The 26291-nt window shown below is 63.9% G+C and carries 21 protein-coding genes and 3 tRNA genes; 6 read left to right on the top strand and 18 right to left on the bottom strand.

The genetic code is table 11. The annotated features are described in order from the left end of the window. Positions 1-89 precede the first annotated feature (89 nt). The 7 genes from lon to ACUTAF_RS08395 form a co-directional block, all read right to left on the bottom strand. Positions 90-2486, bottom strand: a complete 2397-nt coding sequence (gene lon, locus ACUTAF_RS08425) for an endopeptidase La (protein WP_445579554.1) — start codon at positions 2484-2486, stop codon at positions 90-92. Between the two features lie 150 nt (positions 2487-2636). Continuing rightward, positions 2637-3917: an ATP-dependent Clp protease ATP-binding subunit ClpX gene (clpX, locus tag ACUTAF_RS08420; protein ID WP_445579553.1), complete on the bottom strand. Its 1281-nt coding sequence runs from the start codon at positions 3915-3917 to the stop codon at positions 2637-2639. Positions 3918-4024: 107 nt separating this feature from the next. Then, positions 4025-4666 carry an ATP-dependent Clp endopeptidase proteolytic subunit ClpP gene (gene clpP / locus ACUTAF_RS08415; RefSeq protein WP_445579552.1) on the bottom strand — a complete coding sequence of 214 codons (642 nt, stop codon included), beginning with the start codon at positions 4664-4666 and terminating at the stop codon, positions 4025-4027. Positions 4667-4760: 94 nt separating this feature from the next. After that, positions 4761-6071, bottom strand: coding sequence for a trigger factor (gene tig / locus ACUTAF_RS08410; RefSeq protein ID WP_445579551.1), 1311 nt, complete (start codon positions 6069-6071; stop codon positions 4761-4763). Positions 6072-6199: 128 nt separating this feature from the next. After that, positions 6200-6284 (bottom strand) — tRNA-Leu (locus tag ACUTAF_RS08405). Between the two features lie 56 nt (positions 6285-6340). Further along, positions 6341-6416: transfer RNA gene (locus ACUTAF_RS08400), tRNA-His, on the bottom strand. 34 nt (positions 6417-6450) lie between these two features. Continuing rightward, positions 6451-6527, bottom strand: a tRNA-Arg gene (locus ACUTAF_RS08395). A 268-nt stretch (positions 6528-6795) separates the two neighbouring features. Here ACUTAF_RS08395 and folD point away from each other — a divergent pair. Beyond that, positions 6796-7650, top strand: a complete 855-nt coding sequence (gene folD, locus ACUTAF_RS08390; RefSeq protein WP_445579550.1) for a bifunctional methylenetetrahydrofolate dehydrogenase/methenyltetrahydrofolate cyclohydrolase FolD — start codon at positions 6796-6798, stop codon at positions 7648-7650. Positions 7651-7710: 60 nt separating this feature from the next. Here the strand turns inward: folD and ACUTAF_RS08385 are convergent, their stop codons facing one another. The 6 genes from ACUTAF_RS08385 to ACUTAF_RS08360 are packed head-to-tail and all read right to left on the bottom strand — an operon-like array spanning position 7711 to position 13649. Next, positions 7711-9453, bottom strand: a complete 1743-nt coding sequence (locus tag ACUTAF_RS08385) for an ABC transporter substrate-binding protein (RefSeq protein ID WP_445579549.1) — start codon at positions 9451-9453, stop codon at positions 7711-7713. A 51-nt stretch (positions 9454-9504) separates the two neighbouring features. Next, positions 9505-9777, bottom strand: a complete 273-nt coding sequence (locus tag ACUTAF_RS08380) for a DUF2160 domain-containing protein (RefSeq protein WP_445579548.1) — start codon at positions 9775-9777, stop codon at positions 9505-9507. Between the two features lie 11 nt (positions 9778-9788). Next, positions 9789-10589 carry a carbohydrate ABC transporter permease gene (locus ACUTAF_RS08375; RefSeq protein ID WP_445579547.1) on the bottom strand — a complete coding sequence of 267 codons (801 nt, stop codon included), beginning with the start codon at positions 10587-10589 and terminating at the stop codon, positions 9789-9791. A gap of 8 nt (positions 10590-10597) precedes the next feature. After that, positions 10598-11461 carry a carbohydrate ABC transporter permease gene (locus ACUTAF_RS08370; RefSeq protein WP_445579546.1) on the bottom strand — a complete coding sequence of 288 codons (864 nt, stop codon included), beginning with the start codon at positions 11459-11461 and terminating at the stop codon, positions 10598-10600. Further along, complete coding sequence (locus tag ACUTAF_RS08365) at positions 11458-12555, bottom strand: ABC transporter ATP-binding protein (protein ID WP_445579545.1); 1098 nt, start codon at positions 12553-12555, stop codon at positions 11458-11460. The genes ACUTAF_RS08370 and ACUTAF_RS08365 overlap by 4 nt, the downstream gene beginning before the upstream one ends. Next, positions 12555-13649, bottom strand: coding sequence for an ABC transporter ATP-binding protein (locus ACUTAF_RS08360; RefSeq protein ID WP_445579544.1), 1095 nt, complete (start codon positions 13647-13649; stop codon positions 12555-12557). The genes ACUTAF_RS08365 and ACUTAF_RS08360 overlap by 1 nt, the downstream gene beginning before the upstream one ends. 289 nt (positions 13650-13938) lie before the next feature. On the opposite strand from ACUTAF_RS08360, the gene ACUTAF_RS08355 reads away from it, so the two are divergent. Next, positions 13939-15780, top strand: a complete 1842-nt coding sequence (locus ACUTAF_RS08355; protein ID WP_445579543.1) for a sigma-54-dependent Fis family transcriptional regulator — start codon at positions 13939-13941, stop codon at positions 15778-15780. On the opposite strand, the gene ACUTAF_RS08350 is transcribed toward ACUTAF_RS08355, so the two are convergent. Together ACUTAF_RS08350 and ACUTAF_RS08345 are read right to left on the bottom strand one after the other, a co-directional pair. Then, complete coding sequence (locus ACUTAF_RS08350) at positions 15777-17669, bottom strand: putative bifunctional diguanylate cyclase/phosphodiesterase (RefSeq protein WP_445579542.1); 1893 nt, start codon at positions 17667-17669, stop codon at positions 15777-15779. The two genes, ACUTAF_RS08355 and ACUTAF_RS08350, sit on opposite strands and share 4 nt — an antisense overlap. Positions 17670-18192: 523 nt before the next feature. Beyond that, the gene (locus ACUTAF_RS08345) at positions 18193-19083 is read right to left on the bottom strand and encodes a DMT family transporter (RefSeq protein WP_445579541.1); all 891 of its coding nucleotides are present in this window, start codon (positions 19081-19083) and stop codon (positions 18193-18195) included. A gap of 135 nt (positions 19084-19218) precedes the next feature. On the opposite strand from ACUTAF_RS08345, the gene ACUTAF_RS08340 reads away from it, so the two are divergent. Further along, the gene (locus ACUTAF_RS08340) at positions 19219-19656 is read left to right on the top strand and encodes an Lrp/AsnC family transcriptional regulator (protein WP_445579540.1); all 438 of its coding nucleotides are present in this window, start codon (positions 19219-19221) and stop codon (positions 19654-19656) included. 12 nt (positions 19657-19668) lie between these two features. Then, positions 19669-20805 (top strand): class C beta-lactamase, encoded by a 1137-nt coding sequence (gene ampC / locus ACUTAF_RS08335; protein WP_445579539.1) that lies wholly within the window; start codon positions 19669-19671, stop codon positions 20803-20805. A gap of 96 nt (positions 20806-20901) precedes the next feature. Here the strand turns inward: ampC and cysS are convergent, their stop codons facing one another. Both cysS and ACUTAF_RS08325 read right to left on the bottom strand, forming a co-directional pair. Then, positions 20902-22287, bottom strand: coding sequence for a cysteine--tRNA ligase (cysS, locus tag ACUTAF_RS08330; RefSeq protein ID WP_445579538.1), 1386 nt, complete (start codon positions 22285-22287; stop codon positions 20902-20904). Next, on the bottom strand, positions 22288-23955 hold the full coding sequence (locus tag ACUTAF_RS08325; RefSeq protein ID WP_445579537.1) for a glutamine--tRNA ligase/YqeY domain fusion protein: 1668 nt from the start codon (positions 23953-23955) through the stop codon (positions 22288-22290). Between the two features lie 160 nt (positions 23956-24115). Between ACUTAF_RS08325 and ACUTAF_RS08320 the strand changes: the two genes are divergently transcribed. Together ACUTAF_RS08320 and lpxH are read left to right on the top strand one after the other, a co-directional pair. Next, entirely contained in the window at positions 24116-24613 is a 498-nt protein-coding gene (locus ACUTAF_RS08320) for a peptidylprolyl isomerase (protein WP_445579536.1), read from the top strand. Between the two features lie 4 nt (positions 24614-24617). Further along, positions 24618-25340 (top strand): UDP-2,3-diacylglucosamine diphosphatase, encoded by a 723-nt coding sequence (gene lpxH / locus ACUTAF_RS08315; RefSeq protein WP_445579535.1) that lies wholly within the window; start codon positions 24618-24620, stop codon positions 25338-25340. Between the two features lie 40 nt (positions 25341-25380). Here lpxH and ACUTAF_RS08310 read toward each other — a convergent pair whose 3' ends face one another. Next, positions 25381-26238: a LysR family transcriptional regulator gene (locus tag ACUTAF_RS08310; protein ID WP_445579534.1), complete on the bottom strand. Its 858-nt coding sequence runs from the start codon at positions 26236-26238 to the stop codon at positions 25381-25383. Positions 26239-26291 lie beyond the last annotated feature (53 nt).

Raw genomic sequence — 26291 nt, 5'->3', positions numbered from 1 at the left:
TAAGCAAAGCGGGTGCTGGATGGCCTGCCGACACAATAAAAGCCGCTTTATATCAAGGGCTCAAAAATTGTGTCAAGGAAGCCCCCCGGCTAATGCGTGCTGATTCGCTCCTTGGAATCAGACTCGCGCTTGTCATCCGTTGCAACCATCTCCGGAGCCGCATCGGGCAAGGGCTCCGGCGCGTATTGCAGCGCAATTTGCAGGACCTCGTCAATCCATTTAACCGGTTTAATCTGCAGGTCTTGCTTAATATTTTCCGGAATTTCTTTCAGATCACGTACGTTCTCTTCTGGAATGATCACCGTTTTGATCCCACCTCGGTGAGCCGCCAAAAGTTTCTCCTTCAATCCACCGATGGCCAAGACCTGGCCCCGCAAAGTGATCTCGCCGGTCATGGCGACATCGGCACGCACCGGAATCTGCGTCAGGGCCGAAACCAGGGCAGTGCACAGGCCAATGCCCGCACTCGGGCCATCCTTAGGCGTCGCGCCCTCCGGCATATGAATGTGAACGTCGCGCTTCTCATTGAAATCTGCAGGGATCCCCAGGCTCTTGGCGCGACTGCGTACCACCGTCATGGCCGCCGTCATGGACTCGGCCATGACGTCGCCGAGCGAGCCGGTCTTGATCAATACGCCCTTGCCCGGCACCACGGCCGTCTCGATGGTCAACAGTTCACCACCGACCTGGGTCCAGGCCAGCCCGGTCACCTGGCCGACCTGATCCTGCTGTTCGGCCAGACCATAGCGATGCTTGCGCACCCCGAGGAAATGCTCCAGCGACTCCGCCGTGATCTGCACCTGGAAGCGCTTGCTACCCGAATGCTCCTTGACCACCTTGCGGCAGACCTTGGCGATTTGCCGCTCCAGGCTGCGCACCCCGGCCTCGCGGGTGTAGTAACGGATCACATCGCGAATCGCGCTCTCGGTGAACGTCAGCTCCCCCTTCTTCAGGCCGTTGGCCTGAATCTGCTTGGGCGCCAGGTACTTGATCGCGATATTGACCTTTTCGTCCTCGGTATAGCCCGGCAGGCGGATCACCTCCATACGATCGAGCAACGGCCCCGGGATGTTCATCGAGTTGGCAGTGCAGAGGAACATCACGTCCGACAGGTCGTAGTCGACCTCCAGATAATGATCATTGAAGTTGTGGTTCTGCTCCGGATCGAGCACCTCAAGCAGCGCCGACGAAGGATCGCCGCGCATGTCCTGCCCCATCTTGTCGATCTCGTCGAGCAAAAACAGCGGGTTACGCACACCGACCTTGGTCATCTTCTGGATCAGGCGCCCCGGCATGGAGCCGATATAGGTGCGGCGGTGCCCGCGAATCTCAGCCTCGTCACGCACGCCGCCCAGGGCCATGCGCACGAACTTGCGATTGGTGGCACTGGCGATGGATTCCGCAAGCGAGGTCTTGCCCACGCCGGGCGGGCCAACCAGACACAACACCGGCCCCTTGATCTTCTTCACCCGCTTCTGCACGGCGAGGTATTCGAGGATGCGCTCCTTGACCTCTTCCAAACCGTAATGGTCGGCGTCCAGGATCGCCTCGGCACGCGCCAGATCCATGCGCACCTTGCTCTCGGCCTTCCACGGCACGTTGACAAGCCAATCGATATAGGAGCGCACCACGGTAGCCTCGGCCGACATCGGCGACATCTGCTTGAGCTTGTTCAGCTCGGCATTGGCCTTCGTCAACGCCTCCTTGGACAGGCCGGCGTTATCGATGCGCTTGCGCAACTCGTCCAGCTCACTGTGGCCCTCATCGATGTCGCCGAGCTCCTTCTGGATGGCCTTCATCTGCTCGTTCAGGTAGTACTCGCGCTGGCTGCGCTCCATCTGCTTCTTGACCCGACCACGGATGCGCTTTTCCACCTGCAGCAGGTCGATCTCAGCATCCAGTAGGGCCAGCACGTGCTCGACACGGGCGGACAGCGAAGTGATTTCGAGAATTTCCTGCTTCTGCTCGATCTTCAGCGCCATGTGCGCAGCCATGGTGTCCACCAGGCGGCTCGGTTCATCGATGCCGTTGAGCGACGACAGCACCTCGGCCGGCACTTTCTTGCCCAGCTGCACATATTGTTCGAACTGACTCAAGAGACTACGGGTGAAGACCTCCGACTCGCGCTCGGCGGTATCACCCTCTTCCAACAACTGGACTTCTGCGCGGCAGTGATCCTGAAGCTCGATGAAGCGTTCGATGGCGCCACGCTGCTCGCCCTCGACCAACACCTTGACGGTGCCATCGGGCAGCTTGAGCAGCTGCAGGACGGTGGCCACGGTACCGACGCGATACAGATCCTGATCATCCGGATCATCGACGGCAGGATTCTTCTGGGCGACCAGAAGGATCTGCTTGTCACCCGTCATCGCTGCCTCGAGGGCCTCGATGGATTTCTCCCGGCCGACGAAAAGCGGGATGACCATATGCGGATAGACCACAACATCGCGCAATGGCAGGAGAGGCAATTCGATGGTTGTCTTCATGATTTCGGCTCAGCGGCGGCCATAGGGCCGTAAACAGGCGGGATTACCCTTGGCTTTTAAGATGGGGGCAGCTCCGACAAAAAACAAGCGCCAGGGCTAGAAAAGCGAAGGGGCCGTAAGGCCCCTTCTTTGCACGGTGTAACAGCCGATCTAGGCGTCTGGCGCAGCCTTGGCCTGCGGCTCACTGTTCTCGTAGATCAACAGCGGCTTGGACGAACCCTCGATGACGCTCTCGTCGATCACCACCTTGCTCACGTCCTGCTGGGACGGGATCTCGTACATGGTGTCGAGCAGGATGCCTTCGAGGATCGAACGCAGGCCACGGGCACCGGTCTTGCGCTCGAGCGCCTTGTGCGCGACGGATTTCAGCGCATCCGGGCGGAACTCCAGATCCACGCCCTCCATTTCGAACAGCTTGGCGTACTGCTTGGTCAGCGCGTTCTTCGGCTCGGTCAGAATCTGCACCAGCGCCGCCTCATCCAGCTCTTCGAGGGTCGCGATCACTGGCAGACGGCCGACGAACTCAGGAATCAGGCCGAACTTGACCAGATCGTCCGGCTCGACCTCGCGCAGCGATTCGCCGATCTTCTTGCCTTCCTGCTTGCTGCGAACCTCGGCGCCGAAGCCGATGCCGCCCTTGGTGGAACGGGCCTGAATGACCTTCTCCAGACCCGCGAAGGCGCCGCCGCAGATGAACAGGATGTTGCGCGTATCGACCTGCAGGAACTCCTGCTGGGGATGCTTGCGTCCACCCTGGGGCGGCACGGAAGCAACGGTACCCTCGATCAGCTTGAGCAGCGCCTGCTGCACCCCCTCGCCCGAGACGTCACGGGTGATGGAGGGGTTGTCGGACTTACGGGAGATCTTGTCGATCTCGTCGATGTAGACGATGCCCATCTGGGCCTTCTCGACATCGTAGTCGCACTTCTGCAGCAGCTTCTGGATGATGTTCTCGACGTCCTCCCCCACGTAACCGGCCTCGGTCAGGGTGGTGGCGTCGGCAATGGTGAACGGCACATTGAGCAGGCGCGCGAGTGTTTCAGCCAGCAGAGTCTTGCCCGAACCGGTGGGGCCGATTAACAGGATGTTGCTCTTGCCCAGCTCGACGTCATCCTTCTTGTCACGCTGATTCAGGCGCTTGTAGTGGTTGTACACCGCTACGGAAAGCACCTTCTTCGCGCGCTCCTGACCGATCACATACTGATCGAGGATGCCGCTGATCTCCTTGGGAGCCGGCAATTTGTGCGCGCTGCTCTCCGCCTGGGCCTCTTGCACCTCCTCGCGGATGATGTCATTGCACAGGTCGACGCATTCGTCGCAGATGAAGACGGAAGGACCGGCAATCAATTTGCGCACTTCATGCTGGCTTTTGCCGCAGAAGGAGCAATAAAGCAGTTTGCCACTGTCCTCGCCGTTACGGGTATCAGTCATTCGATCAATCCAATACGGTAGGCCTGAAACACAAGATGAAGGCAAATGCGGGCATTTTCAAGGGCGCAGGTCGCGCCAGTGAAGGATGCCCGCAGCCGGCGCCTCATCTAGACCGGCATTTGACGCTTTTCATGGACGGCATCGACGAGACCGTATTCCACGGCGCGCGCGGCACTCATGAAATTGTCGCGATTGGTATCACGCTCGATGGTTTCCAGGCTCTGACCGGTGTGGTGAGCCAGCAGCTCGTTCAAGCGCTCACGGATAAAGAGGATTTCCTTGGCGTGGATCTCGATGTCCGACGCCTGCCCCTGGAAACCGCCAAGCGGCTGGTGAATCATCACGCGCGAATTCGGCAGACAGAAGCGCTTGCCCTTGGCGCCACCGGCCAGCAGGAAGGCACCCATACTGCACGCCTGACCGATGCAGGTGGTGGAAACGTCCGCCTTGATGAACTGCATGGTGTCGTAGATGGCCATGCCGGCAGTCACCGAACCACCTGGCGAATTGATGTAGAGATGGATGTCCTTGTCCGGATTCTCCGCCTCCAGGAACAGCAGCTGGGCGCAGATCAGGTTGGCCATGTAGTCCTCGACCGGGCCCACCAGAAAGATCACGCGCTCCTTGAGCAGACGCGAATAGATGTCATAGGCACGCTCGCCACGAGCCGATTGCTCGATGACCATCGGCACCAGGCCGCCGGCAGCCTGGATTTCCGGCATGTTTTGCAGAAAAGGATTGCGGGACATGTCTTGCGCTCACTCCCTAATAGTCATGTCTCAAATACGCATAAGCCAGCACTGAGGCTGGCTTATGGTGGTGTGCTCGAACGAGGAGACGAGGTCAGTCGGCTTTCGGAGCTTCCGCCGGCTTGACCGCATCTTCGTAGGAAACCGCTTTATCGGTCACGTTGGCCTTCTGCAGAACAGTATCTACAACTTGTTCTTCCAGTACAACCGAACGGACTTCGTTCATCTGCTGGTCGTTCTTGTAGTACCAGGCCACAACCTGCTCGGGCTCCTGATAGGCCGAGGCCATTTCCTGGATCAGCTCGCGTACGCGAGCTTCGTCGGGCTTGAGCTCGAACTGCTTGACCACCTCGGCGACGATCAGGCCCAGCACGACACGGCGCTTGGCCTGCTCCTCGAACAGCTCGGCCGGCAGTTGATCCGGCTTGATGTTGCCACCGAACTGCTGAACGGCCTGCACGCGCAGACGGTTCACTTCGTTGCCGATCAGAGCCTTCGGCACTTCGACCGGGTTGGCAGCCAGCAGGCCGTCCATTACCTGGTTCTTGACCTTGGATTTGATCGCCTGACGCAGCTCGCGCTCCATGTTCTTGCGAACTTCGGCGCGGAAGCCTTCCAGACCGCCTTCCTTGATACCGAACAGGGCGAAGAACTCGTCGTTCAGCTCAGGCAGTTGCGGGGCGGAAACGCCGTTCACGGTGACGGTGAACTCGGCGGTCTTGCCGGCCAGATCGAGATTCTGGTAGTCGTCCGGGAAGGTCGGGTTGATCACACGCTCTTCACCGGCCTTGGCACCGACCAGGGCGTCTTCGAAGCCTGGAATCATGCGGCCGGAGCCCAGCACCAGCTGGGTGCCCTTGGCACTGCCGCCGGCGAACGCCTCGCCGTCGATCTTGCCGACGAAGTCGATGTTCAACTGGTCGCCATTCTCGGCAGCGCGCTCGACAGTTTCGAAACGGGTGTTCTGCTTGCGCAGGATGTCCAGCATGTTGTCGACGTCGCTGTCAGCGACCTCGGCCTGCAGGCGCTCGATGGCGATGGTATCGAAGCCGGAAACCTGGAACTCGGGGAACACTTCGAAGGTGGCGACGTACTCCAGATCCTTGCCCTTCTCGAAGGACTTCGGCTCGACGGACGGCGCACCAGCCGGGTTCAGTTTCTGCTCGACCACGGCTTCATAGAAAGTGGATTGGATCAGGTCACCCAGAGCTTCCTGACGAGCGGCATCTTCATAACGCTGACGGATGACGCTCATCGGCACCTTGCCAGGACGGAAGCCGGGTACCTTGGCGCGACGGGCAGTCTGCTGCAGACGCTTGTTGACTTCGGTCTCGATGCGCTCGACGGGGACGCCGACGGTCATGCGGCGCTCAAGAGCAGAAGTGCTTTCAACAGAAACTTGCATGGATATTCCTCGTTGCACAGACATAAGCCGGCTCGAACCGGCCCCGAATCAAGGGCATGCATTCTAGAGGGTCGATGTGCAGAAGTCACCCTAGAAGCAGGCGGCAGTCGGGCGGCTTTATATAAAGATGGTGCGGACGGAGAGACTCGAACTCTCACACCTTGCGGCGCCAGAACCTAAATCTGGTGTGTCTACCAATTTCACCACGTCCGCGTGGCCGGAACCTTAAAACAAAAACGCCAGGCTTTGGGGCCTGGCGTTCTGGAATATGGGGTGGACGATGGGAATCGAACCCACGACACCAGGAGCCACAATCCTGTGCTCTACCAACTGAGCTACGCCCACCATATTGCTTTTGCTTGCATGCCTAGCTGCCAAATGGCACGCCCGGCAGGACTCGAACCTGCGACCATCCGCTTAGAAGGCGGATGCTCTATCCAGCTGAGCTACGGGCGCCTATCCATCTGCAAGCGCAGACTTAAAGCTTTCGGCTTAGGCTCTACCACAAGGTTTTTGCCGCTGCCGTCTTACCCAGCGACTGGCTGTGCTCGACAAGCGGGGCGAATGTTATAGAGGCGCCCACCCCCCGTCAACAGAAAAAATCAAAAAAATTCAGCGATATAAAGGAGTTACGCGAAAACGACGGCGGGCGCCTTTGCCCAGGGGAGCGCCCATGCGAGAATGCGCGTCCTTTTTCCATCCTTATAAATGGTTAATCAGCGCAATGACCGCACAACTGATCGACGGCAAGGCGATCGCCGCCAGCCTCCGCCAGCAGATTGCCCAACGTGTCGCCGAGCGCCGCCAGCAAGGCCTACGCGCTCCGGGTCTGGCCGTGATCCTGGTCGGAACCGATCCTGCCTCCCAGGTCTATGTGTCCCACAAACGCAAGGACTGCGAAGAGGTCGGTTTCCTCTCCCGCGCCTACGACCTGCCGGCCGAGACCAGCCAGGCCGATCTGCTCGCCCTGATCGACGAACTCAACGACGACCCGACCATCGACGGCATCCTGGTGCAGTTGCCGCTGCCCGAGCACCTGGATTCCTCGCTGCTGCTCGAGCGCATCCGCCCGGACAAGGATGTGGATGGTTTCCACCCCTACAACATCGGCCGCCTGGCGCAGCGCATGCCGCTGCTGCGCCCCTGCACACCGAAAGGCATCATGACCCTGCTGGAAAGCACCGGCGTCGATCTCTATGGCTTGCACGCGGTGGTGGTCGGCGCGTCGAACATCGTCGGTCGCCCCATGGCCATGGAGCTGCTGCTGGCCGGCTGCACCGTGACCGTTACCCACCGTTTCACCAAGGATCTGGCCAGCCACGTCGGCCAGGCAGACATCGTTGTGGTCGCCGCCGGCAAGCCGGGCCTGGTCAAGGGCGAGTGGATCAAGCCGGGCGCCATCGTCATCGATGTCGGCATCAACCGCCAGGAAGACGGCAAGCTGGTCGGCGACGTGGTCTACGAGACCGCCCTGCCCCGCGCCGGCTGGATTACCCCGGTGCCAGGTGGCGTCGGCCCGATGACCCGCGCAGGCCTCCTGGAAAACACCCTGCACGCCGCCGAGCATCTGCATAAATAAGCGGCACGACACAACGAACAACGGCACCCGAGGGTGCCGTTGTCGTTTCTGCCGTAGCGATCAGTTGCGCGCCTGCTCCCAGGACTTGAGCAGCTCGTCGTAGGCGATGGTCTCGCCCTTGGGCTTCTCGTTGGCCAGCTTGGGCTTCGGCGCACCGGGCTGATCCAGCCAGTACTGCGGATCACGCGGCTCGTTCAGCTTCGGTCCGCATTCGCCGAGCACACCGGAGCGCTCCAGACGTCCGAGCATGGTGTCCTGCGCGGCCGCCAGGCCGTCCAGCGCCTCCTGCGGGTTCTTATCGCCGCTGGCGGCCTCGGCGATGAACTGCCACCACAGCTGCGCCAGACGCGGGTAGTCCGGCACGTTGGTGCCGGTCGGCGTCCACTGCACACGCGCCGGGCTGCGATAGAACTCCACCAGCCCGCCCAGTTTCGGCGCCGCCTCGGTCATGGCCTGGGAGTTGATATCCGATTCGCGAATCGGCGTCAGACCGACCAGGGTCTTCTTCAGCGAGACGGTCTTGGAGGTGACGAACTGGGCATAGAGCCAGGCGGCCAGGCGCTGCTTCTCCGGGGTGGACTTGAGGAAGGTCCAGGAGCCGGCGTCCTGATAGCCGAGCTTCATGCCCTCCTCCCAGTACGGGCCCTTGGGCGACGGCGCCATGCGCCACTTCGGCGTGCCGTCCTCGTTGACCACCGGCAGCCCGGCCTTGGTCATGTCCGCGGTGAAGGCGGTGTACCAGAAGATCTGCTGGGCGATGGCGCCCTGCGCCGGCACCGGGCCGGCCTCGGAGAAGGTCATGCCCTGTGCCTCCGGCGGCGCGTACTGACGCATCCAGTCGACGTACTTGGTGGTGGCGTAGACCGCCGCCGGGCCGTTGGTGTCGCCGCCACGGGCGACGCTGGAGCCCACCGGCCGGCAGCCGTCGACGCGAATGCCCCACTCGTCCACCGGCAGGCCGTTGGGCAGGCCCTTGTCGCCGCCGCCGGCCATGGAGAACCAGGCATCGGTGAAGCGCCAGCCCAGCGATGGATCCTTCTTGCCGTAGTCCATATGGCCGTAGACGCGTTTGCCGTCGATTTCCTTGACGTGCTCGGTGAAGAACTGGGCGATGTCCTCGTAGGCCGACCAGTTGACCGGTACACCCAGCTCGTAGCCGTAGATCTCCTTGAACCTGGCCTTGAGTTCCGGGCGCTCGAACCAGTCGGCGCGGAACCAGTAGAGGTTGGCGAACTGCTGATCCGGCAGTTGATAGAGCTTGCCGTCCGGCCCGGTGGTGAAGGAAATGCCGATGAAATCCTGCAGATCCAGGGTCGGCGAGGTGAAGTCCTTGGCCTCGCCCTCGATCATGTCGCTGATCGCCACCGCCTTGCCATAGCGCGAATGGGTGCCGATCAGGTCGGAGTCGTTGATGTAGCCGTCGTAGATGTTCTTGTCCGACTGCATCTGGGTCTGCAGCTTCTCGACCACGTCGCCTTCCTGCATCAGGTCGTGCTTGAGCTTGATCCCGGTGATTTCACTGAAGGCGCGGGCCAGCACCTTGGACTCGTACTCGTGGGTGGTGATGGTCTCCGAGGCGACACTGATGTTCATGCCGCGAAACGGCTCGGCGGCCTTGATGAACCACTTCAGCTCCTCCAGCTGCTGCTCCGGAGTCAGGGTCGAGGGATTGAACTCATCGGCGATCCATTTCTTCGCGGCCTCTTCATAGGCATCCGCCCAGGCCGCGCCGCTCAGACCGGACAATGCCAGCAAGGCGGCCAACGCCATGCTATGTCGGGTGTTGTTGTTATTGTCGAACATAGAGACCTCCATCTCAGGGTTTGGGAAGGGACCTGCCGGCGGCAACCCGGCTCAGCCCCAGCGCATGACCGCGCACAGCCACAACAGCGATAGCACCGTCGCTATCCAGACGGCCCAGTCGGTCACGCCCACCACCAGCAGATGCAGGTAGGCGCTGCCGAGCAGGCCGATGAACAACCGGTCGCCACGGGTGGTGGCGATCGGCAGAAACCCCTTGCGCTCGACGCAGGGCCAGCGCAGCTCGCAGATCGTCATCCCCGTCAGGACGACGGCGATGAAGCCGAAGAACAGCGCGGTAGGCAGGGTCCAGGCCATCCAGCTCATAAGGCTCTCCTCTATACCCGGCCGAGGGCGAAGCCCTTGGCCACGTGGTTGCGTACGAACCAGATCACCAGCATCCCGGGCAGGATGGTCAGCACGCCGGCGGCGGCCAGCACGCCCCAGTCGATGCCCGAGGCCGACACGGTACGGGTCATCACCGCGGCGATGGGCTTGGCGTCCACCGAGGTCAGGGTGCGCGCCAGCAGCAGCTCGACCCAGGAGAACATGAAGCAGAAGAAGGCGGTGACGCCGATGCCGGAGCCAATCAGCGGAATGAAGATCTTCACGAAGAATTTCGGGAAGCTGTAGCCGTCGATATAGGCGGTCTCGTCGATCTCCTTGGGCACGCCGGACATGAAGCCCTCGAGAATCCATACCGCCAGCGGCACGTTGAACAGGCAGTGCGCCAGTGCCACGGCGATATGGGTGTCGAACAAGCCGATGGACGAATACAGCTGGAAGAACGGCAGCAGGAACACCGCCGGCGGCGCCATGCGGTTGGTCAGCAGCCAGAAGAACAGGTGCTTGTCGCCGAGGAAGCGGTAGCGCGAGAAGGCGTAGGCCGCCGGTAGCGCCACGCTCAGCGAGATCAGGGTATTGAGGCTGACGTAGTAGAGCGAGTTGAGGTAACCCTCGTACCAGCTCGGGTCGGTGAAGATCACCCGGTAGTTGTCCAGGGTGAAGCCCCGCGGCCACAGGCTCAGGCCGCCGAGAATCTCGGTGTTGCTCTTGAACGACATGTTCAGTAGCCAGTAGATCGGCACCAGCAGGAACAGGAAATACAGCAGCAGTACCAGGCGTTTGCGCAGCGTCATGGTCGGCCTCAGCGGGTTTTGTCGTCGTGGGTCATGGCGGTGTAGAACAGCCAGGACACCAGCAGGATGATCAGGAAGTACACCAGCGAGAACGCCGCCGCCGGACCCAGGTCGAACTGGCCGACCGCCATCTTGGTCAGGGTCTGGCTGAGGAAGGTGGTGGCGTTGCCCGGCCCGCCGCCGGTCAGCACGAACGGCTCGGTGTAGATCATGAAGCTGTCCATGAAGCGCAGCATCACCGCGATCAGCAGCACGCTTTTGAGCTTCGGCAGCTGGATATGGCGGAACACCGCCCAGCTCGACGCCCGATCGATGCGCGCCGCCTGGTAATAGACGTCGGGAATGGCGCGCAGCCCGGAATAACACAGCAGCGCCACCAGCGAGGTCCAGTGCCAGACATCCATGATCAGCACCGTGATCCAGGCATCCGTGGTGTTGGAGGCGTAGTTGTAGGCGATGCCCAACTGGTGCAGCGCCCAACCCATCAGGCCGATGTCGGCGCGGCCGAAGATCTGCCAGATGGTGCCGACCACGTTCCATGGAATCAGCAGCGGAATGGCCATCAGGATCAGGCAGGCCGAGGCCCAGCGCCCGCGCACAGGCATGCACAGGGCGATGGCTATCCCTAAGGGAATCTCGATCAGCAGCACGCAGGCGGAGAAGATGAACTGGCGCAGCAGCGAGTCGTGCAGGCGCGGGTCCTGCAGCACCTGCCTGTACCAGTCGACGCCGACGAAGTAGCGGGTGGAGGAATCGAAGATGTCCTGCACCGAATAGTTGACCACCGTCATCATCGGCACGATGGCGCTGAAGGCCACCAGCAAAAACACCGGCAGCACCAGCCACCAGGCCTTGTTGTTCTGCACCCTCATGGCGCCACCTCCACCAGGTAGTCGTCGGCGTAGAGCATCAGCCACTGCGCCGGAAAGCTGAGGTAGACCCGCTCCTGCGGTACCGGCTGGTCTTCCTGCAGGCGCACCTTGAGCGCCTGGCCGTCGAGGTCCAGGGTGAGGATCTTGTAGGTGCCGAGGTCCTCGACGTGCAGCACCCGGCCGCACAGCGCGTCCTCGTAGGGGCCGTCCCAGACGTGGACGAACTCGGGGCGGATGCCCACCTGCAGGCGCTTGCCCTCCAGTTCGGCCAGGCGCCGATTGAGGGGCTCGGCCAGCGGCAGCAGGGTATTCGCGAAACGCACGCCGCCGTCGCAGCGCTGTACCTCGATCAGGTTCATCCCGGGACTGCCGATGAAGTAGCCGACGAAGGTGTGGCCGGGGCGCTCGAACAGCTCGCGCGGCGTGCCGAACTGGACGATCTGCCCGCCGTACATCACCGCGATCTTGTCGGCGAAGGTGGAGGCCTCCAGCTGATCGTGGGTGACGTAGACCATGGTGATGTTGAACTGCTCGTGGATCTGCTTGAGCTTGCGCCGCAGCTTCCACTTCAGGTGCGGGTCGATCACCGTCAGCGGCTCGTCGAAGAGGATCGCCGAGACGTCGTCGCGCACCAGGCCGCGGCCCATGGAGACCTTCTGCTTCTCGTCGGCGGTGAGGTTGCGCGCCTTTTTCTGCAGCAGCGGGTGCAGCTCCAGCACCTCGGCGATCTCGTGCACCTTGCTCATCACCCGGGCCTCGTCCAGGCCCTGGTTGCGCAGCGGGAACGCCAGGTTGTCGAACACCGTCATGGTGTCGTAGACCACCGGAAACTGAAAAACCTGGGCGATGTTGCGCTGCTGCGGCGACAGCGTGTTGACCGCCTTGCCGTCGAACTGCACCTCGCCCTGCGACGGGCTGAGCAGGCCGGAGATGATGTTGAGCAGGGTCGACTTGCCGCAGCCCGATGGCCCCAGCAGCGCATAGGCGCCACCCTGCTGCCAGACGTGGTTCATCTCGCGGATCGCATAGTCTTCCGGGCCACCGGGCGCGCGGCTGTAGCTATGGGCGAGGTTGTGCAGACGGATCTCGGCCATCAGGCGGCCCTCCCCTGACGGCGACTGGGCGCCTGTACCAATTTCCCGTCGGCGGCGAAGACGAACAGCTTGTGGGTGGGGATATAGATGAGGATCGGCGTGTCCACGTCGTACTCGTGCACCCCCGGCAGATGCAGCACCAGCACGAACTGCTCGTTGCGCACGTGGAGGAAGGTTTCCGAGCCGCTGATCTCGGCCAGCTCGACGGTCACCGCCAGTTCCAGGTCGTCGTCGTTGGACGGCACCAGGCCGATATGACTGGGGCGCACGCCGAAGCGGTATTCGCCCTCGGCGATTCCGCGCAAATCGGGATTGAGCGGAAAGTGCACGCTGTCGGCGAAGCTCACCTCGGCGGCGCTGATGCGCCCCGGCATCAGATTGATCGCAGGTTCGGAGAACAGCTCGGCGGCCAGCACCTGCTGCGGCCGGTGGTAGACCTCGGCGGTCCTGCCGCTCTGCACCACCCTGCCCTCGTGCAGGATGGTGGTGGTGCCGCCCAAGGCCAGCGCCTCGTTGGGCTCGGTGGTGGCGTAGATGGCGATGGTGTGGCGCGCCTGGAACAGCTCGCGCATCTCCTGGCGCAGCTCCTCGCGCAGCTTGTAGTCGAGGTTGACCAGCGGCTCGTCGAACAGGATCAAGGAGGCGTCCTTGACCAGCGCTCGGGCCATGGCGGTGCGCTGCTGCTGACCACCGGACAGCTCCAGCGGATGTCGCCCCAGCAGGTTCTCGATGCGCAGCATACGCGCGGTGGCCTCGACCTTCTCGACGATCTGCGCCTCGGCCACACCGGCCTGGCGCAGCGGCGAGGCGATGTTCTCGAATACCGTCAGGGTCGGGTAGTTGATGAACTGCTGATAGACCATCGAGACGTTGCGCCGGCGCACCGGCACGCCGGTGACATCCGCGCCGTTCATCAACACGCGCCCGCTGCTGGGCCGATCCAGCCCGGCCATCAGGCGCATCAGACTGGTCTTGCCGGCCAGCGTGCGGCCGAGCAGAACGTTGAACGAACCGGGTTCGAAACTCAGGCAGGCATCGTCGATATGCACCTGGCCATCGACGATGCGGGTGACGTGTTCGAGCTTGAGCGACATGGCCTGTCCTTTTTCTTGTGCTGCCATTCGATTGCGAACAGCTAGAGCGACAAGCGTGCCAACTCGCCAAATCCAGACATAACCAGCTGAAAAATCGAAATTTATCGGGCAATGCAAGCAAACCGGAGAAAACCTGACTGAACGCTTTTGAACAGTTGGATGTGAACAACTGAACAATTTGGTCGTTGACTTTGAACGCCCATGCACAAGACTGGACGGATCGCGACGCAGGTCGCGGTTCCATCGCGGCGCAGACCGCGAGCACACAAGAACGGACGGAACTCGTTTTATGGTCGAAGCTGCTGGCGCCCTGGCGCACGAAACCATCATCCAGCAATCCTGGTCGCGCTGCCGCGACTACGGCCTGACCCACCACAGCGCCCCCTGCTTCGACGGGCCCGCTCCCGGCGAGCTGTCCGCCCTACTGGAAAGCCGCCAGGCGCTGGTGCAGACCACCCACCAGGAGGTGCTGCCCTACTACGGCACCATCCTGGCCAACTCCAACTGCCTGATCATGCTGGCCGACGAGCAGGGCCGGCTGCTGCAGTCCTGGGGCGACCAACGCTTCATCGAGCCACGCCAGGCCGCCGGCTTCGTCGCCGGCGCCAGCTGGCTGGAGCGCTACACCGGCACCAACGCCATCGGCACCGCGCTGAGCTGCGGCCAGGCCGTGCATATCCAGCACGACGAGCACTTCCTCAGGGCCAACCGTTTCATGACCGGCTCGGCCTCGCCGATCTTCGACGAGCAGCGGCGCATGATCGCCGTGCTCGACGTCTCCAGCGACAGCTACCTGCCGCCGGCGCACACCCTGGGCATGGTCAAGATGATGAGCCAGTCGGTGGAGAACCGACTGATCCTCAAGCTGTTCGCCGACCGGCACTACCAGCTCAGCTTCAACACCAGCCTGGACAACCTCGACAGCCCCTGGGCCGGGCTGGTGATCTTCGACGAGCAGGGCCTGGTGGTCTCGGCCAACCGCCGCGCCGACAGCCTGCTCGGCCTGACCCTGGCGCGCGGCGGCATCGAGCAGCTGTTCGACGTGCCGTTGCGCCAGCTGCTCGATCAGCCGGACGCCCTGCCCTTCAGCCTGCGCGCCGGCGGCCGCTTTCGCTTCCATGCGCGGATTCGCCGCCCCGTCCGGCCCGCACCGGTCCACGCGCGCGATTTCCGCCCGCAGCCCCCGCAGCCGCCGAGCGGTGAACCCGAACTGCATGCGCTGAGCCTGGGCGATACGCGGATGGACAAGGCCGTGCGCCAGGCCGAACGCCTGCTGGAAAAGGACATCCCGATCCTGGTGCAGGGCGAGACCGGGGTCGGCAAGGAGGTGTTCGTCAAGGCGCTGCACCGCGCCAGTTCCCGCGCGGATCAGGCGTTTATCGCCGTCAACTGCGCGGCGATTCCCGCCGAGCTGGTGGAGTCGGAACTGTTCGGTTACGAAAAAGGCGCCTTTACCGGCGCCAACCAGAAGGGCAGCGTCGGCCTGATCCGCAAGGCGCACAAGGGCACGTTGTTTCTCGACGAGATCGGCGACATGCCGCTGCGGGTACAGGCCCGCCTGCTACGCGTGCTACAGGAGCGTTGCGTGCAGCCGCTGGGCAGCAGCGAGCTGCATCCGGTGGATATCCGCCTGGTCTCGGCCACCAATCGCCCGCTGCGCCAGGAGGTCGACAGCGGCCGGTTCCGCGCCGATCTGTATTACCGCATCAGCGGCCTCAACCTGCAGCTGCCGCCGTTGCGCGAGCGCAGCGACAAGGCCGCGCTGTTCCAGCGACTGTGGGAACAGCACCGCGAGCCGCGGCAATGGGCCGGCCTCAGCCGCGAGGTGCTGGAGCTGTTCGAGCGCCACCCCTGGCCAGGCAACCTGCGCCAACTCAGCAGCGTGCTGCGCGTCGCCCTGGCCATGGCCGAGGAACAACCGGTTCGCCGCGAACACCTGCCGGACGACTTCTTCGTCGATCTGGCGAGCGAGGCCGACGCCCCGCCCGCCTGCGAACCATCGACCGAGGCCGGCGACCTGGCCAGTCAGTACCAGGCCTGCGGCGGCAATGTCTCCCACCTGGCGCGCAGCCTGGGACTGAGCCGCAACACCCTGTACAAGCGCCTGCGCGAGCAGGGCCTGAAGATCTAGACCGGGATTCGCTGCTCCAGGGCGAAAGCGGCCAGCTCCTCCGCCGACATGGGCCGGGCGAACAGGAAGCCCTGGCCCTGATCACAGCCCAGCTCGGCCAGCAGATCCCGGGTCGCCTCGTCCTCGATGCCCTCGGCCGTGGTCTGCAGCCCCAGGCTGCGCGCCATCTGCACGATGGCGGTGACTATCGCCTGGTTCTGCGGGTCGCTCGTCAGGCCGTGGACGAACGACTGGTCGATCTTCAGCTTGTCCACCTGGAAACGCTGCAGGTAGGCCAGGCTGGAATAGCCGGTGCCGAAGTCGTCGATCGACAGCTTCACCCCCAGCGCCTTGAGCCGCGCCAGCTGCGCGGGGTCCTGCAGCAGGATCGACTCGGTCAGCTCCAGATCCAGGCAGGACGAGCTCAGGCCGAATCGGGCCAGTGCGCCCTCCACCCCCTTCACCAGGTCGCCACGGCGGAACTGCACCGCCGACAGATTGAGCGACACGGTAAAGCGCGGCAGGCCCGCCGCCTGCCAGAGCACGGCCTGGCGACAAGCCTCATGCAGCACCCACTCGCCGATCTCGACCATCAACCCGGACTGCTCGGCCACCGGGATGAAAAGATCCGGACCGAGCATCCCGCGCTGGGGATGCTGCCAGCGCAGCAGCGCCTCGACTCCCAGCAGGCACCCGCCGCGCAGATCGACGATCGGTTGGTAATGCAGCACGAATTCGTCGTGGCCCAAGGCCTGACGCAGGTCCAACTCGAGTGCCAGGCGCTCCTGGTTGTCGGCGTTCATGCGCTCGTCGAAGAAGCAGTAGGCGTTGCGCCCCGCCGATTTGGCCTGGTACATGGCCATGTCGGCATGCTTGAGCAGGGTGTCGAAGTCCTCGCCGTCACCGGGAAACAGCGAGATGCCGATGGAGATCGAGGTGACGATCTGCATGCCCTTGAGGGTAAACGGCTGGGCCAGGCGTCGTTGCACCCGGGCGGCCAACGACGACACGGCGGCCAGGTTGTCCACGTCGGAGAGCACCATGAGGAACTCGTCGCCACCCTGGCGGCTGACCGTGTCGACGTCGCGCAGTATCCCGCACAGGCGCCGCGCCACCTCCTGCAACAGCTCGTCGCCAGCGGCATGGCCGAGGGAATCGTTGATGTTCTTGAAGTTGTCCAGATCGAGAAACAGCAGCGCCACCTGGCGACCGTCGCGGCGTGCATGGCCGATGGCCTGCTCCATGCGATCGCGCACCAGCAGGCGGTTGGGCAGGTTGGTCAGGGCATCGTGCCGGGCCAGGTGGGTGAAGCTGGCCTCCGAAGCCTTTACCCGCAGGATCTCCTGCTGCAGACGCAGCTGGGTGCGGCGCAGGTCGTTGGCCAGCAGCCACACCGCCACGGCGCAAAGCACCAGGACCGCGCTGACGTTGACCATGCGGCCGATCCCCAGGGGCACCGGCGTGAAGCTCTGCAGCCCGCTGAGCGCGGCGTATGTGAGGAAGGCCACCACCGCCAGGATACTCAGCAGCAGGCCGACGAACAGACGCAGCGGCGCTACCATGCCGGCCACGATCAGGATGCCCGGAAAACACAGCACCGCCCCGCTGTAGAGTCCCTGGCTGAACCACAGCGACACCGAGACCAGCGCCGTGAAGCTGAACAGGATTACCGCCATGGCGATAATCACCTGTCCGCGTCCGATCAGCATTCGCCCGACGAGCACGACCAACAGCGCCAGCGCGATCAGGCCAACGTCCAGCCAGAGCCCGGCCACCACCCGTTCCAGGCCGATGCACAGCAGCACGACGCACTGCACATGGACGATCTGCACCAAGCGCCGCGCCTGCAGGCGGCGCTCCAGCGAGTCGCTATCGACATCCGTTTTCAAAGAGACTTGCGCACGCGTCATAACGACCCGACTTCCATGAGGCGACTGCTGCGTTAAAGACTGCACCCTAGCCAATAACCGGATGATCGTACAAGTGCGCCAAGGACGCAGCCGCTAGAACCAGGCAGCGCACACGCGGCTGCCCAGGCGGTTCAGACGGGGAATCGAGGGATAGCGTCGGCGAACGCCAGGCCTGCAGCTCAGCCTCGACCTGGGCGCGCTTGTGCTCGATACGCACCAGCGCATCACTGCCCAGCGTCAGGCGCCATGGCGGCTATCCGGCATCGGCCAGCCCAGCATGACCGCGACCGGCTTCGCCGGCTCGGTGTGGTTGACGACGCGCGCGGACCTGCGCATGGTGCCGACCGGCCGGCACCTTTCCTGCCTTGGTCGCCGCCACACGCCGGCGGCGCAGCACGCCTTCCTCGACTTCGCCGCGTCGCGCTGGCCAATGGACCCAGTCGCCGCGCCGGCCTCACCCGGCCCGGCAGCCATGGACAACCGTCCCTGCGGCGTCGGCAATGCCCGGCCCGGCGGCGAGCCGTCAAGCGCTCGCCAGTTGCCGCCGCCGCAGGCTCCAGCCCTGCTGCATGCCGGCAGCCGCCAGCAGGATGGCCGCCACGCCCAGCCACTGCAGCGGGCTGAGGCGATGACCGAAGGCCAGCCAGTCGACGAAGATCGCCGCGATCGGGTAGACGAATGACAGCGCGCCGGTCAGCGCCGTCGGCAGCTTCTGGATGGCGCTATACAGCAGCAGGTACATCACCCCGGTGTGGACGATGCCCAGGGCCGCCAGGCTGGCCCAGGCCTCTGGCTGCACAGGCAGCTGGTGGCTGGCCAGCGGAGCCAGCATGAGAATGCCGGTGAGCAGCTGGACCAATGCGATCAGGTGCGGCGGCGTGCCGGAGAGGCGCTTGACGATCAGCGCGGCCAGCGCATAGAGCAGCGCCGCGCCCAGGGCCAGGGCGATGCCCAGCAGGTAGTTCTCGCTCGTCGCGCCCGTGTCGCCATGGGCGCCGACGATGGCCAGCATGCCGAGGAAGGCCAGGCCCAGCCAAGCCAGCTTGACCAGGGTGATGCGCTCGCCGAGAAACAGCGCGGCCAGGCCCACCAGCATGAACGGCTGCACGTTGTACACCGCGGTGCTGATGGCGATGGACGCCTTGGAGTAAGAGGCGAACAGCAGCAACCAGTTGCCGACTATGGCCACGCCGCTGACCAGCGCTAGCAGCAATACGCGGCGCCCCAGCAGCTCACGGCGCAGCAGGCCGAGCGCGGCGCACACCAGCAGCAACATCGCGCCGCCGATCACGCAACGCCAGAACACCACGTCGACCACGGACTGGCCGGACACCAGCACGAACCAGCCGATGGTGCCGGAGATCAGCATCGCCGCGATCATTTCCAGTGAGCCGCGCTTGAGGGTCGTGTCCATGGTCGGAGTCTCCGAGTTGGGGTGCGTTTATTATTCGACTACCCACCCGGGCCGCTGAAGAGCTAATCTAAGGCTAAAAAACCGCATCACCTTTATTACGAAGGCATTTAAAAGAAATTACCTAACGAGCACGCCATGACCGATGAAATCGACCAGCTTCTGCTCAATGCCCTGATGGAGGACTCGCGCCGCTCGCTCAAGGCTCTGGCGCAGATCAGCGGCCTGTCCTCGCCCAGCGTGGCCGAGCGCTTGCGCCGTCTGGAGGAACGCGGCGTGATCAGGGGCTACCGGGTGGACGTGGACCCGCGCCACTTCGGTTACCAGCTGCAGGCCATCGTCAGGGTGCGCCCGCTGCCCGGCAGGCTGCACGAGGTGGAGCGGCTGATCCAGTCCATCCCCGAGTTCACCGAGTGCGACAAGATCACCGGCGAGGACTGCTTCGTCGCCCGCCTGCACGTACGCTCCATGGAACAGCTCGACGAGCTGCTGGACCGCCTCAACGCCCATGCCGAGACCAACACCGCCATCGTCAAGAAGACCTCGGTGCCGCGCCGGCTGCCGCCGATGAATTGACAAGGAACGACCATGCGCTCATCTCTCCGCCCCCTGCTCCTCGCGCTCGGCCTGTGCCTGGGCAGCCAATCAGCCCTCGCCGAACTGCATCAGGCAGTGGATACCGCGGTAGAACCGCTGATGCAGACCTACGCCATCCCCGGCATGGCCATCGCCATCAGCCACCGGGGCCGGCAGCATTTCTTCGAGTACGGCGTCGCCTCCCGCGAGACCGGCCAGGCCGTTGATCGCCACACCCTGTTCGAGCTGGGCTCGATCAGCAAGCTGTTCACCGCCACCCTCGGCGCCTACGCCGAAGCCCGCGGCACGCTGAACCTCAGCGACAACGCCAGCCAGTACCTGCCCGCGCTCCAGGGCAGCGCCTTCGATCACATCAGCCTGCTGGACCTGGCCACCTACACCCCTGGCGGGCTGCCGCTGCAGTTCCCGGACGCGGTCGGGGACGAAACGCAGATGCTCGATTACTACCGCAACTGGCAGGCGGTCTATCCACCTGGCACGCAGCGGCTGTATTCCAATCCCAGCATCGGCCTGTTCGGCCACCTGGCAGCAGCCAGCCTGGCCAAGCCGTTCCGGCAACTGCTGGAACGGGATCTGCTGCCGCAGCTGGGCATGCGGGAAAGCTACGTGCAGGTACCCGCCGAGCAGATGGAGCGTTATGCCTGGGGCTACCGTGATGACAAGGCCGTGCGGGTCAGCCCCGGCGCGCTGGATGCCGAGGCCTACGGGATGAAGTCGAGCACCGCCGACATGCTGCGCTTTGTCGAAGCCAACCTGCACCCGGACAAGCTGGCCGCACCGCTGCGCCAGGCCATCAGCGCCACCCACCGCGGCCATTACCGGGTCGGCGACATGACCCAGGCGCTGGGCTGGGAGCGCTACGCCTACCCCATTAGCCTGGACAAGCTGCAGGCCGGCAATTCCGCCGAGATGGCGCTGCAACCGCACCCCGTCGAGCGTTTCGCCGCGCCCGAACCAGCCGAGGGCGACCTGCTGCTGAACAAGACCGGCTCGACCAATGGCTTCGGCGCCTACATCCTGTTGTTGCCGGCGCGCGAGACCGGCTTGGTGATACTCGCCAACCGCAACTATCGCAATGCCGAGCGTGTGCGCCTGGCGCTGCAACTGCTTGACGCCATCGAACCGTAAGCGACTACGGAAATGTAGGGTGCGCCGGCAGCCCGGAAGTACCCCATAGAAACGACAAAGGCCGCTTTCAGCGGCCTTTGTCGTCGAGCGCAAGGCTTACTCGGCCAGACGCCAGGTGGTGCCGCCCTTGCCGTCCTCCAGCACCACGCCCATGGCGGTGAGCTGGTCGCGGATACGATCGGATTCCGCCCAGTTCTTCTCGGCGCGGGCCTGCAGGCGCGCGGCGATCAGTGCCTCGACTTCGGCAGCGTCGACCTTGCCCGCGGCGCCGGCCTGGAGGAAGGCCTCCGGCTCCAGCTGCAGCACGCCGAGCACGCCGGCCAGCTGCTTGAGCTGGGCAGCCAGGCCAGCCGCGGCCTGCACGTCCGATTCACGCAGGCGGTTGACCTCGCGGATCATCTCGAACAGCACGGCGCAGGCTTCCGGCGAGTTGAAGTCGTCGTCCATCGCTGCACCGAAGCGCTCGGCGAAGGCTTCGCCGCCGACAGGTGCCACTTCCGGCAGCCCCTTGAGGCCGTTGTAGAAGCGCTCCAGGGCGCCCTTGGCTTCCTTGAGGCTGTCTTCGGAGTAGTTGATCGGGCTGCGGTAGTGGCTCGAGACCAGCAGGTAGCGCACCACTTCCGGGTGGTACTTCTCCAGCACCTCGCGGATGGTGAAGAAGTTGCCCAGGCTCTTGGACATCTTCTCGCCGTCCACGCGCACCGCGCCGGCGTGCATCCAGGCCTTTGCGTAGAGCTTGCCGGTGGCCGCCTCGCTCTGCGCGATCTCGTTCTCGTGGTGCGGGAACACCAGGTCCGGGCCGCCGCCGTGGATGTCGAAGGTCTCGCCCAGGCAGCAGGTGGACATCACCGAGCACTCGATGTGCCAGCCCGGACGTCCCTTGCCCCAGGGCGAATCCCAGCTCGGCTCACCCGGCTTGGCGCCCTTCCACAGGACGAAGTCCAGCGGGTCTTCCTTGATCTCGTCGACTTCGATACGCGCGCCGATCTTCAGCTCGTCGATCTTGCGCCGCGACAGCTTGCCGTAGGTCTCGAACTTGGTGACGCGGTAGTACACGTCGCCATTGCCCGGGGCGTAGGCGTAGCCCTTGTCGATCAGGGTCTGGATCATCTGGTGCATGCCCGCGATATGGCCGGTGGCGCGCGGCTCGAGATCCGGGCGCAGCACGGACAGGCGCGCCTCGTCCTCGTGCATGGCTTTGATCATGCGCTCGACCAGCGCCTCGAACGGCTCGCCGTTCTCCTGCGCGCGCTTGATGATCTTGTCGTCGATGTCGGTGATGTTGCGCACGTAGGTCACGTCATAGCCGCGCTGGCGCAGCCAGCGGGTGACCACGTCGAAGGCCACCATCACGCGGGCGTGGCCAATATGGCAGAAGTCGTACACGGTCATGCCGCACACGTACATGCGCACGCTTTTGCCTTCCAGCGGCTGGAAGACGTCCTTGGTCTTGCTCAGGGTGTTGTAAATGCTCAGCGCCATTTACTGCCCCCAGGAATCGCGCAGGGTAACGGTGCGGTTGAACACCGGCGCACCCGGCTTGGAGTCTTTCAGGTCGGCGACGAAGTAGCCTTCGCGCTCGAACTGGAAACGCTCTTCCGGCGCGGCCTGGGCCAGCGACGGCTCGGCGCGGCAGCCGGTGAGCACCACCAACGAATCCGGGTTGATGTTGTCGAGGAAGGTCTGGCCCTCCTCGGCCTTATCCGGGTTGGCCGAGCGGAACAGCCGGTCGTACAGGCGCACTTCGCACTCGACGCTTTCGGCGGCCGGCACCCAGTGGATCACGCCCTTGACCTTGCGCCCTTCCGGATTCTTGCCCAAGGTGTTCTCGTCGTAGCTGCAGCGCAGCTCGACGATATTGCCGGCGGCATCCTTGATCGCCTCATCGGCGCGGATCACGTAGCTGCCGCGCAGGCGCACTTCGCCGCCCGGGATCAGGCGCTTGAAGCCGTCCGGCGGGGTTTCCTCGAAGTCGCTGGCGTCGATGTAGAGCTCGCGGCTGAACGGCAGCACACGCACGCCCATGTCCTGCTTGGGGTGACGCGGCAGCTCGAGGTTCTCGACCTTGCCCTCTGGGTAGTTGGTGATCACCACCTTGAGCGGCTTGAGCACGCACATGGCACGCGCGGCGTTGGCGTCCAGGTCCTCGCGGATGGCGAACTCCAGCATGCCAATATCGACCACGCCGCCGGCGCGGTTGACGCCGATCATGTCGCAGAAGGCGCGGATCGAGGCCGGGGTGTAGCCGCGGCGGCGGTAGCCGGACAGGGTGGACATGCGCGGATCGTCCCAGCCCTGCACATGGCCTTCATCGACCAGCTGCTTGAGCTTGCGCTTGCTGGTGATGGTGTAGTTCAGGTTGAGGCGGGCGAATTCGTACTGGCGCGGCTGGGCCGGTACCGACAGGTTGGCGAGGAACCACTCGTACAGAGGACGGTGATCCTCGAACTCCAGGGTGCAGATGGAGTGGGTGATGCCCTCGATGGCGTCCGACTGACCGTGGGTGAAGTCGTAGCTGGGGTAGATGCACCACTTGTCGCCGGTCTGGTGGTGATGGGCGTGGCGGATGCGGTAGAGGATCGGGTCGCGCAGGTTGATGTTCGGCGAGGCCATGTCGATCTTGGCGCGCAGCGAGCGGGCGCCGTCGGCGAACTCGCCGGCCTTCATGCGGGCGAACAGGTCAAGGTTTTCCTCAACGCTGCGGTCGCGGAACGGGCTGTTCTTGCCCGGTTCGGTCAGGCTGCCGCGGTAGGCGCGCATCTCGTCGGCGTTGAGGTCGCAGACGAAGGCCTTGCCGGCCTTGATCAGCTCGATGGCCCAGGCATGCAGCTGGTCGAAGTAGTCGGAGGCGTAGCGCTCGCTACCGGCCCACGAAAAGCCCAGCCACTCGACGTCGGCCTTGATCGCATCGATGTATTCCTGGTCTTCCTTGGCCGGGTTGGTGTCGTCGAAGCGCAGGTTGCACTCGCCGCCGAACTCCTGGGCCAGGCCGAAGTTCAGGCAGATGCTCTTGGCGTGGCCGATATGCAGGTAGCCGTTGGGCTCCGGCGGGAAGCGGGTGACGATCTTGGCGTGCTTGCCGCTGTCCAGATCGGCCTGGACGATGGGGCGCAGGAAGTTGGCGGCTTTTTCGACGGTGGGCTTGCTCATGGGGTCCTTAAGATCATGCTGGCGCGGCGCGAGGGTAGGCCGGCTGGAACAAAGCCCGTATCATACCCAACCCGTCAACCCCCTGACAGCTGCAATGCAGTGGCCGCTCCGGCGCCCGCCCGAGCTCGGTGCCCTGCCCCATTCGAGAGTGAGTCCCCCCATGATCAAACTGCACACCAACCACGGCGTCATCACCCTGAAGCTGTTCGCCGACAAGGCGCCGGAAACCGTGGCCAACTTCGAACAGTACGTGAAGGAAGGCCACTACGACGGCACCATCTTCCACCGCGTGATCGGCAACTTCATGATCCAGGGCGGCGGTTTCGAGCCGGGCATGAAGCAGAAGCCGACCCGCGCGCCGATCAAGAACGAAGCCAACAACGGCGTCGCCAACAAGGTCGGCACCATCGCCATGGCCCGCACCATGGAGCCGCATTCGGCCAGCGCGCAGTTCTTCATCAACGTCGCCGACAACAGCTTCCTCAACCACAGCGCACCGACCGTGCAGGGTTGGGGCTACGCGGTGTTCGGTGAAGTGGTCGAAGGCATGGACGTGGTCGAGAAGATCAAGGCCGTGGCCACCACCATGAAGGCCGGCCACCAGGACGTGCCGGTGGACGACGTGATCATCGAGAAGGCCGAAATCGTCGCCGAGTAAGCTGATGATCCTGCTGATCTCCGATCTGCACCTCGAAGAGCAACGCCCGGACATCACCCGGGCGTTTCTGCATTTTCTCGCCACTCGCGCGCGCCAGGCCGAGGCGCTGTATATCCTCGGCGACTTCTTCGAAGTCTGGATCGGCGACGACGGCATGACGCCCTTCCAGCATGAAATCGCCCGCGCGCTGCGCGAACTGAGCAACGCCGGCACGCGCATCCATCTGATGCACGGCAATCGTGATTTTCTGATTGGCAAAGGATTCTGCCGTGCGGCGGGCTGCACCCTGCTGAAGGACCCGAGCCTGGTCGAAATGGCTGGCGAGCGCGTGCTGCTGATGCACGGCGACAGCCTGTGCACCCTGGATACCGGCTACATGAAGTTGCGCCGCTGGCTACGCAACCCGCTGATCCTGCTGATCCTGCGCAACCTGCCGCTCGCCACCCGACAGAAACTGGCGCGCAGGCTGCGCAACGAAAGCCGGGCGCAGACACGGATGAAGGCCAGCGAGATAGTCGACGTCACGCCTGCGGAGGTGATCGAGGTGATGGCCGCGCACGGCGTGCGCACGCTGATCCATGGCCACACCCACCGGCCGGCGCTGCATGAACTGGAGGTGAACGGGCAACCGGCACGGCGCATCGTACTCGGCGACTGGGATCGCCAGGGCTGGGCCTTGCAGGTGGATGGCCCGCAGTGGCAGCTGGCGCCGTTCCCTCTTAACTGATCACCGCCAGCAACGGTGCGCGCCCGCGTGGCAACGAAGATCACTCATGGCGCATGTACTGCGGGCTGGCCTGGATGGTCTGCGCCAGACGCCGGGTCGCCTCGTTGACCCGGTCGCCGACGAACAAGGTGATATCCGTGCCAGGCAAGGGAGGCAATGCGTCCTGGATCACCAGCAGGCCCGGCTCCAGAGTCGAGCGGGGAATGATGCCCACGCCGATACCTGCCCGCACGGCGGCCAGCACACCGGCCCGGCTCTGGCTGGTAAAAGCGATCCGATACGGGATCTGCGCGTCGGCGAGCGCAGCGCACGCCGAATCACGGTGCAGGCACCCCTCGACGAACACCGCCAGCGGCAAGGGAGTGCGCTCATGGGTCGAATGGGTCTCGGCGCACACCCAGACCAGTTGGTCGCGAAACAGTCGGCGACCGCCAATGGACGAACCCGGCATTTCCACCAAAGCCAGGTCCAGCCTGCCATCTGCCACCAGTGCTGCCAGATGCTCGGGACGATGGTCGCAGAGCACTTCCAGGCACGCCTCGGGGTAACTCAAGACGAAGGCCTCGAGCAGCGGCGTAAGGCTACGCGTTGCGTACTGGTCATGGGTACCGAAGCGCACCTGCCCGGTGACTTCGGCATGCTGGAAGGTACCCAGAATGCGGTCATGCAGGTTGAGCAACTGCAGCGCACAAGACCTCAGCTGCTCGCCGGCCTGGGTCAGCCTGACGCCGTACTGGCCGCGTTGCAGCAACTCGGCCGAAACCAGGGTCTCCAGCCGATTGAGTTGCATGCTGATGGTCGAAGGCGCCCGATGCAGGCGAGCTGCCGCGGAGGTCAGGTTAAGGGTCTCGGCGACGACGACAAAGGTGCGCAGCAGAACGATGGGGAGATCGCGCATGGCAGAATTCAACTTCATTGAATATGGCGATCAATATTTATCGTTTCCGTGAA

It is taken from the genome of Pseudomonas sp. SP16.1 (genome assembly GCF_052682975.1).
Note: the sequence above shows the minus strand (reverse complement) of the source record. Positions and strands in the feature narration are given on the sequence as shown.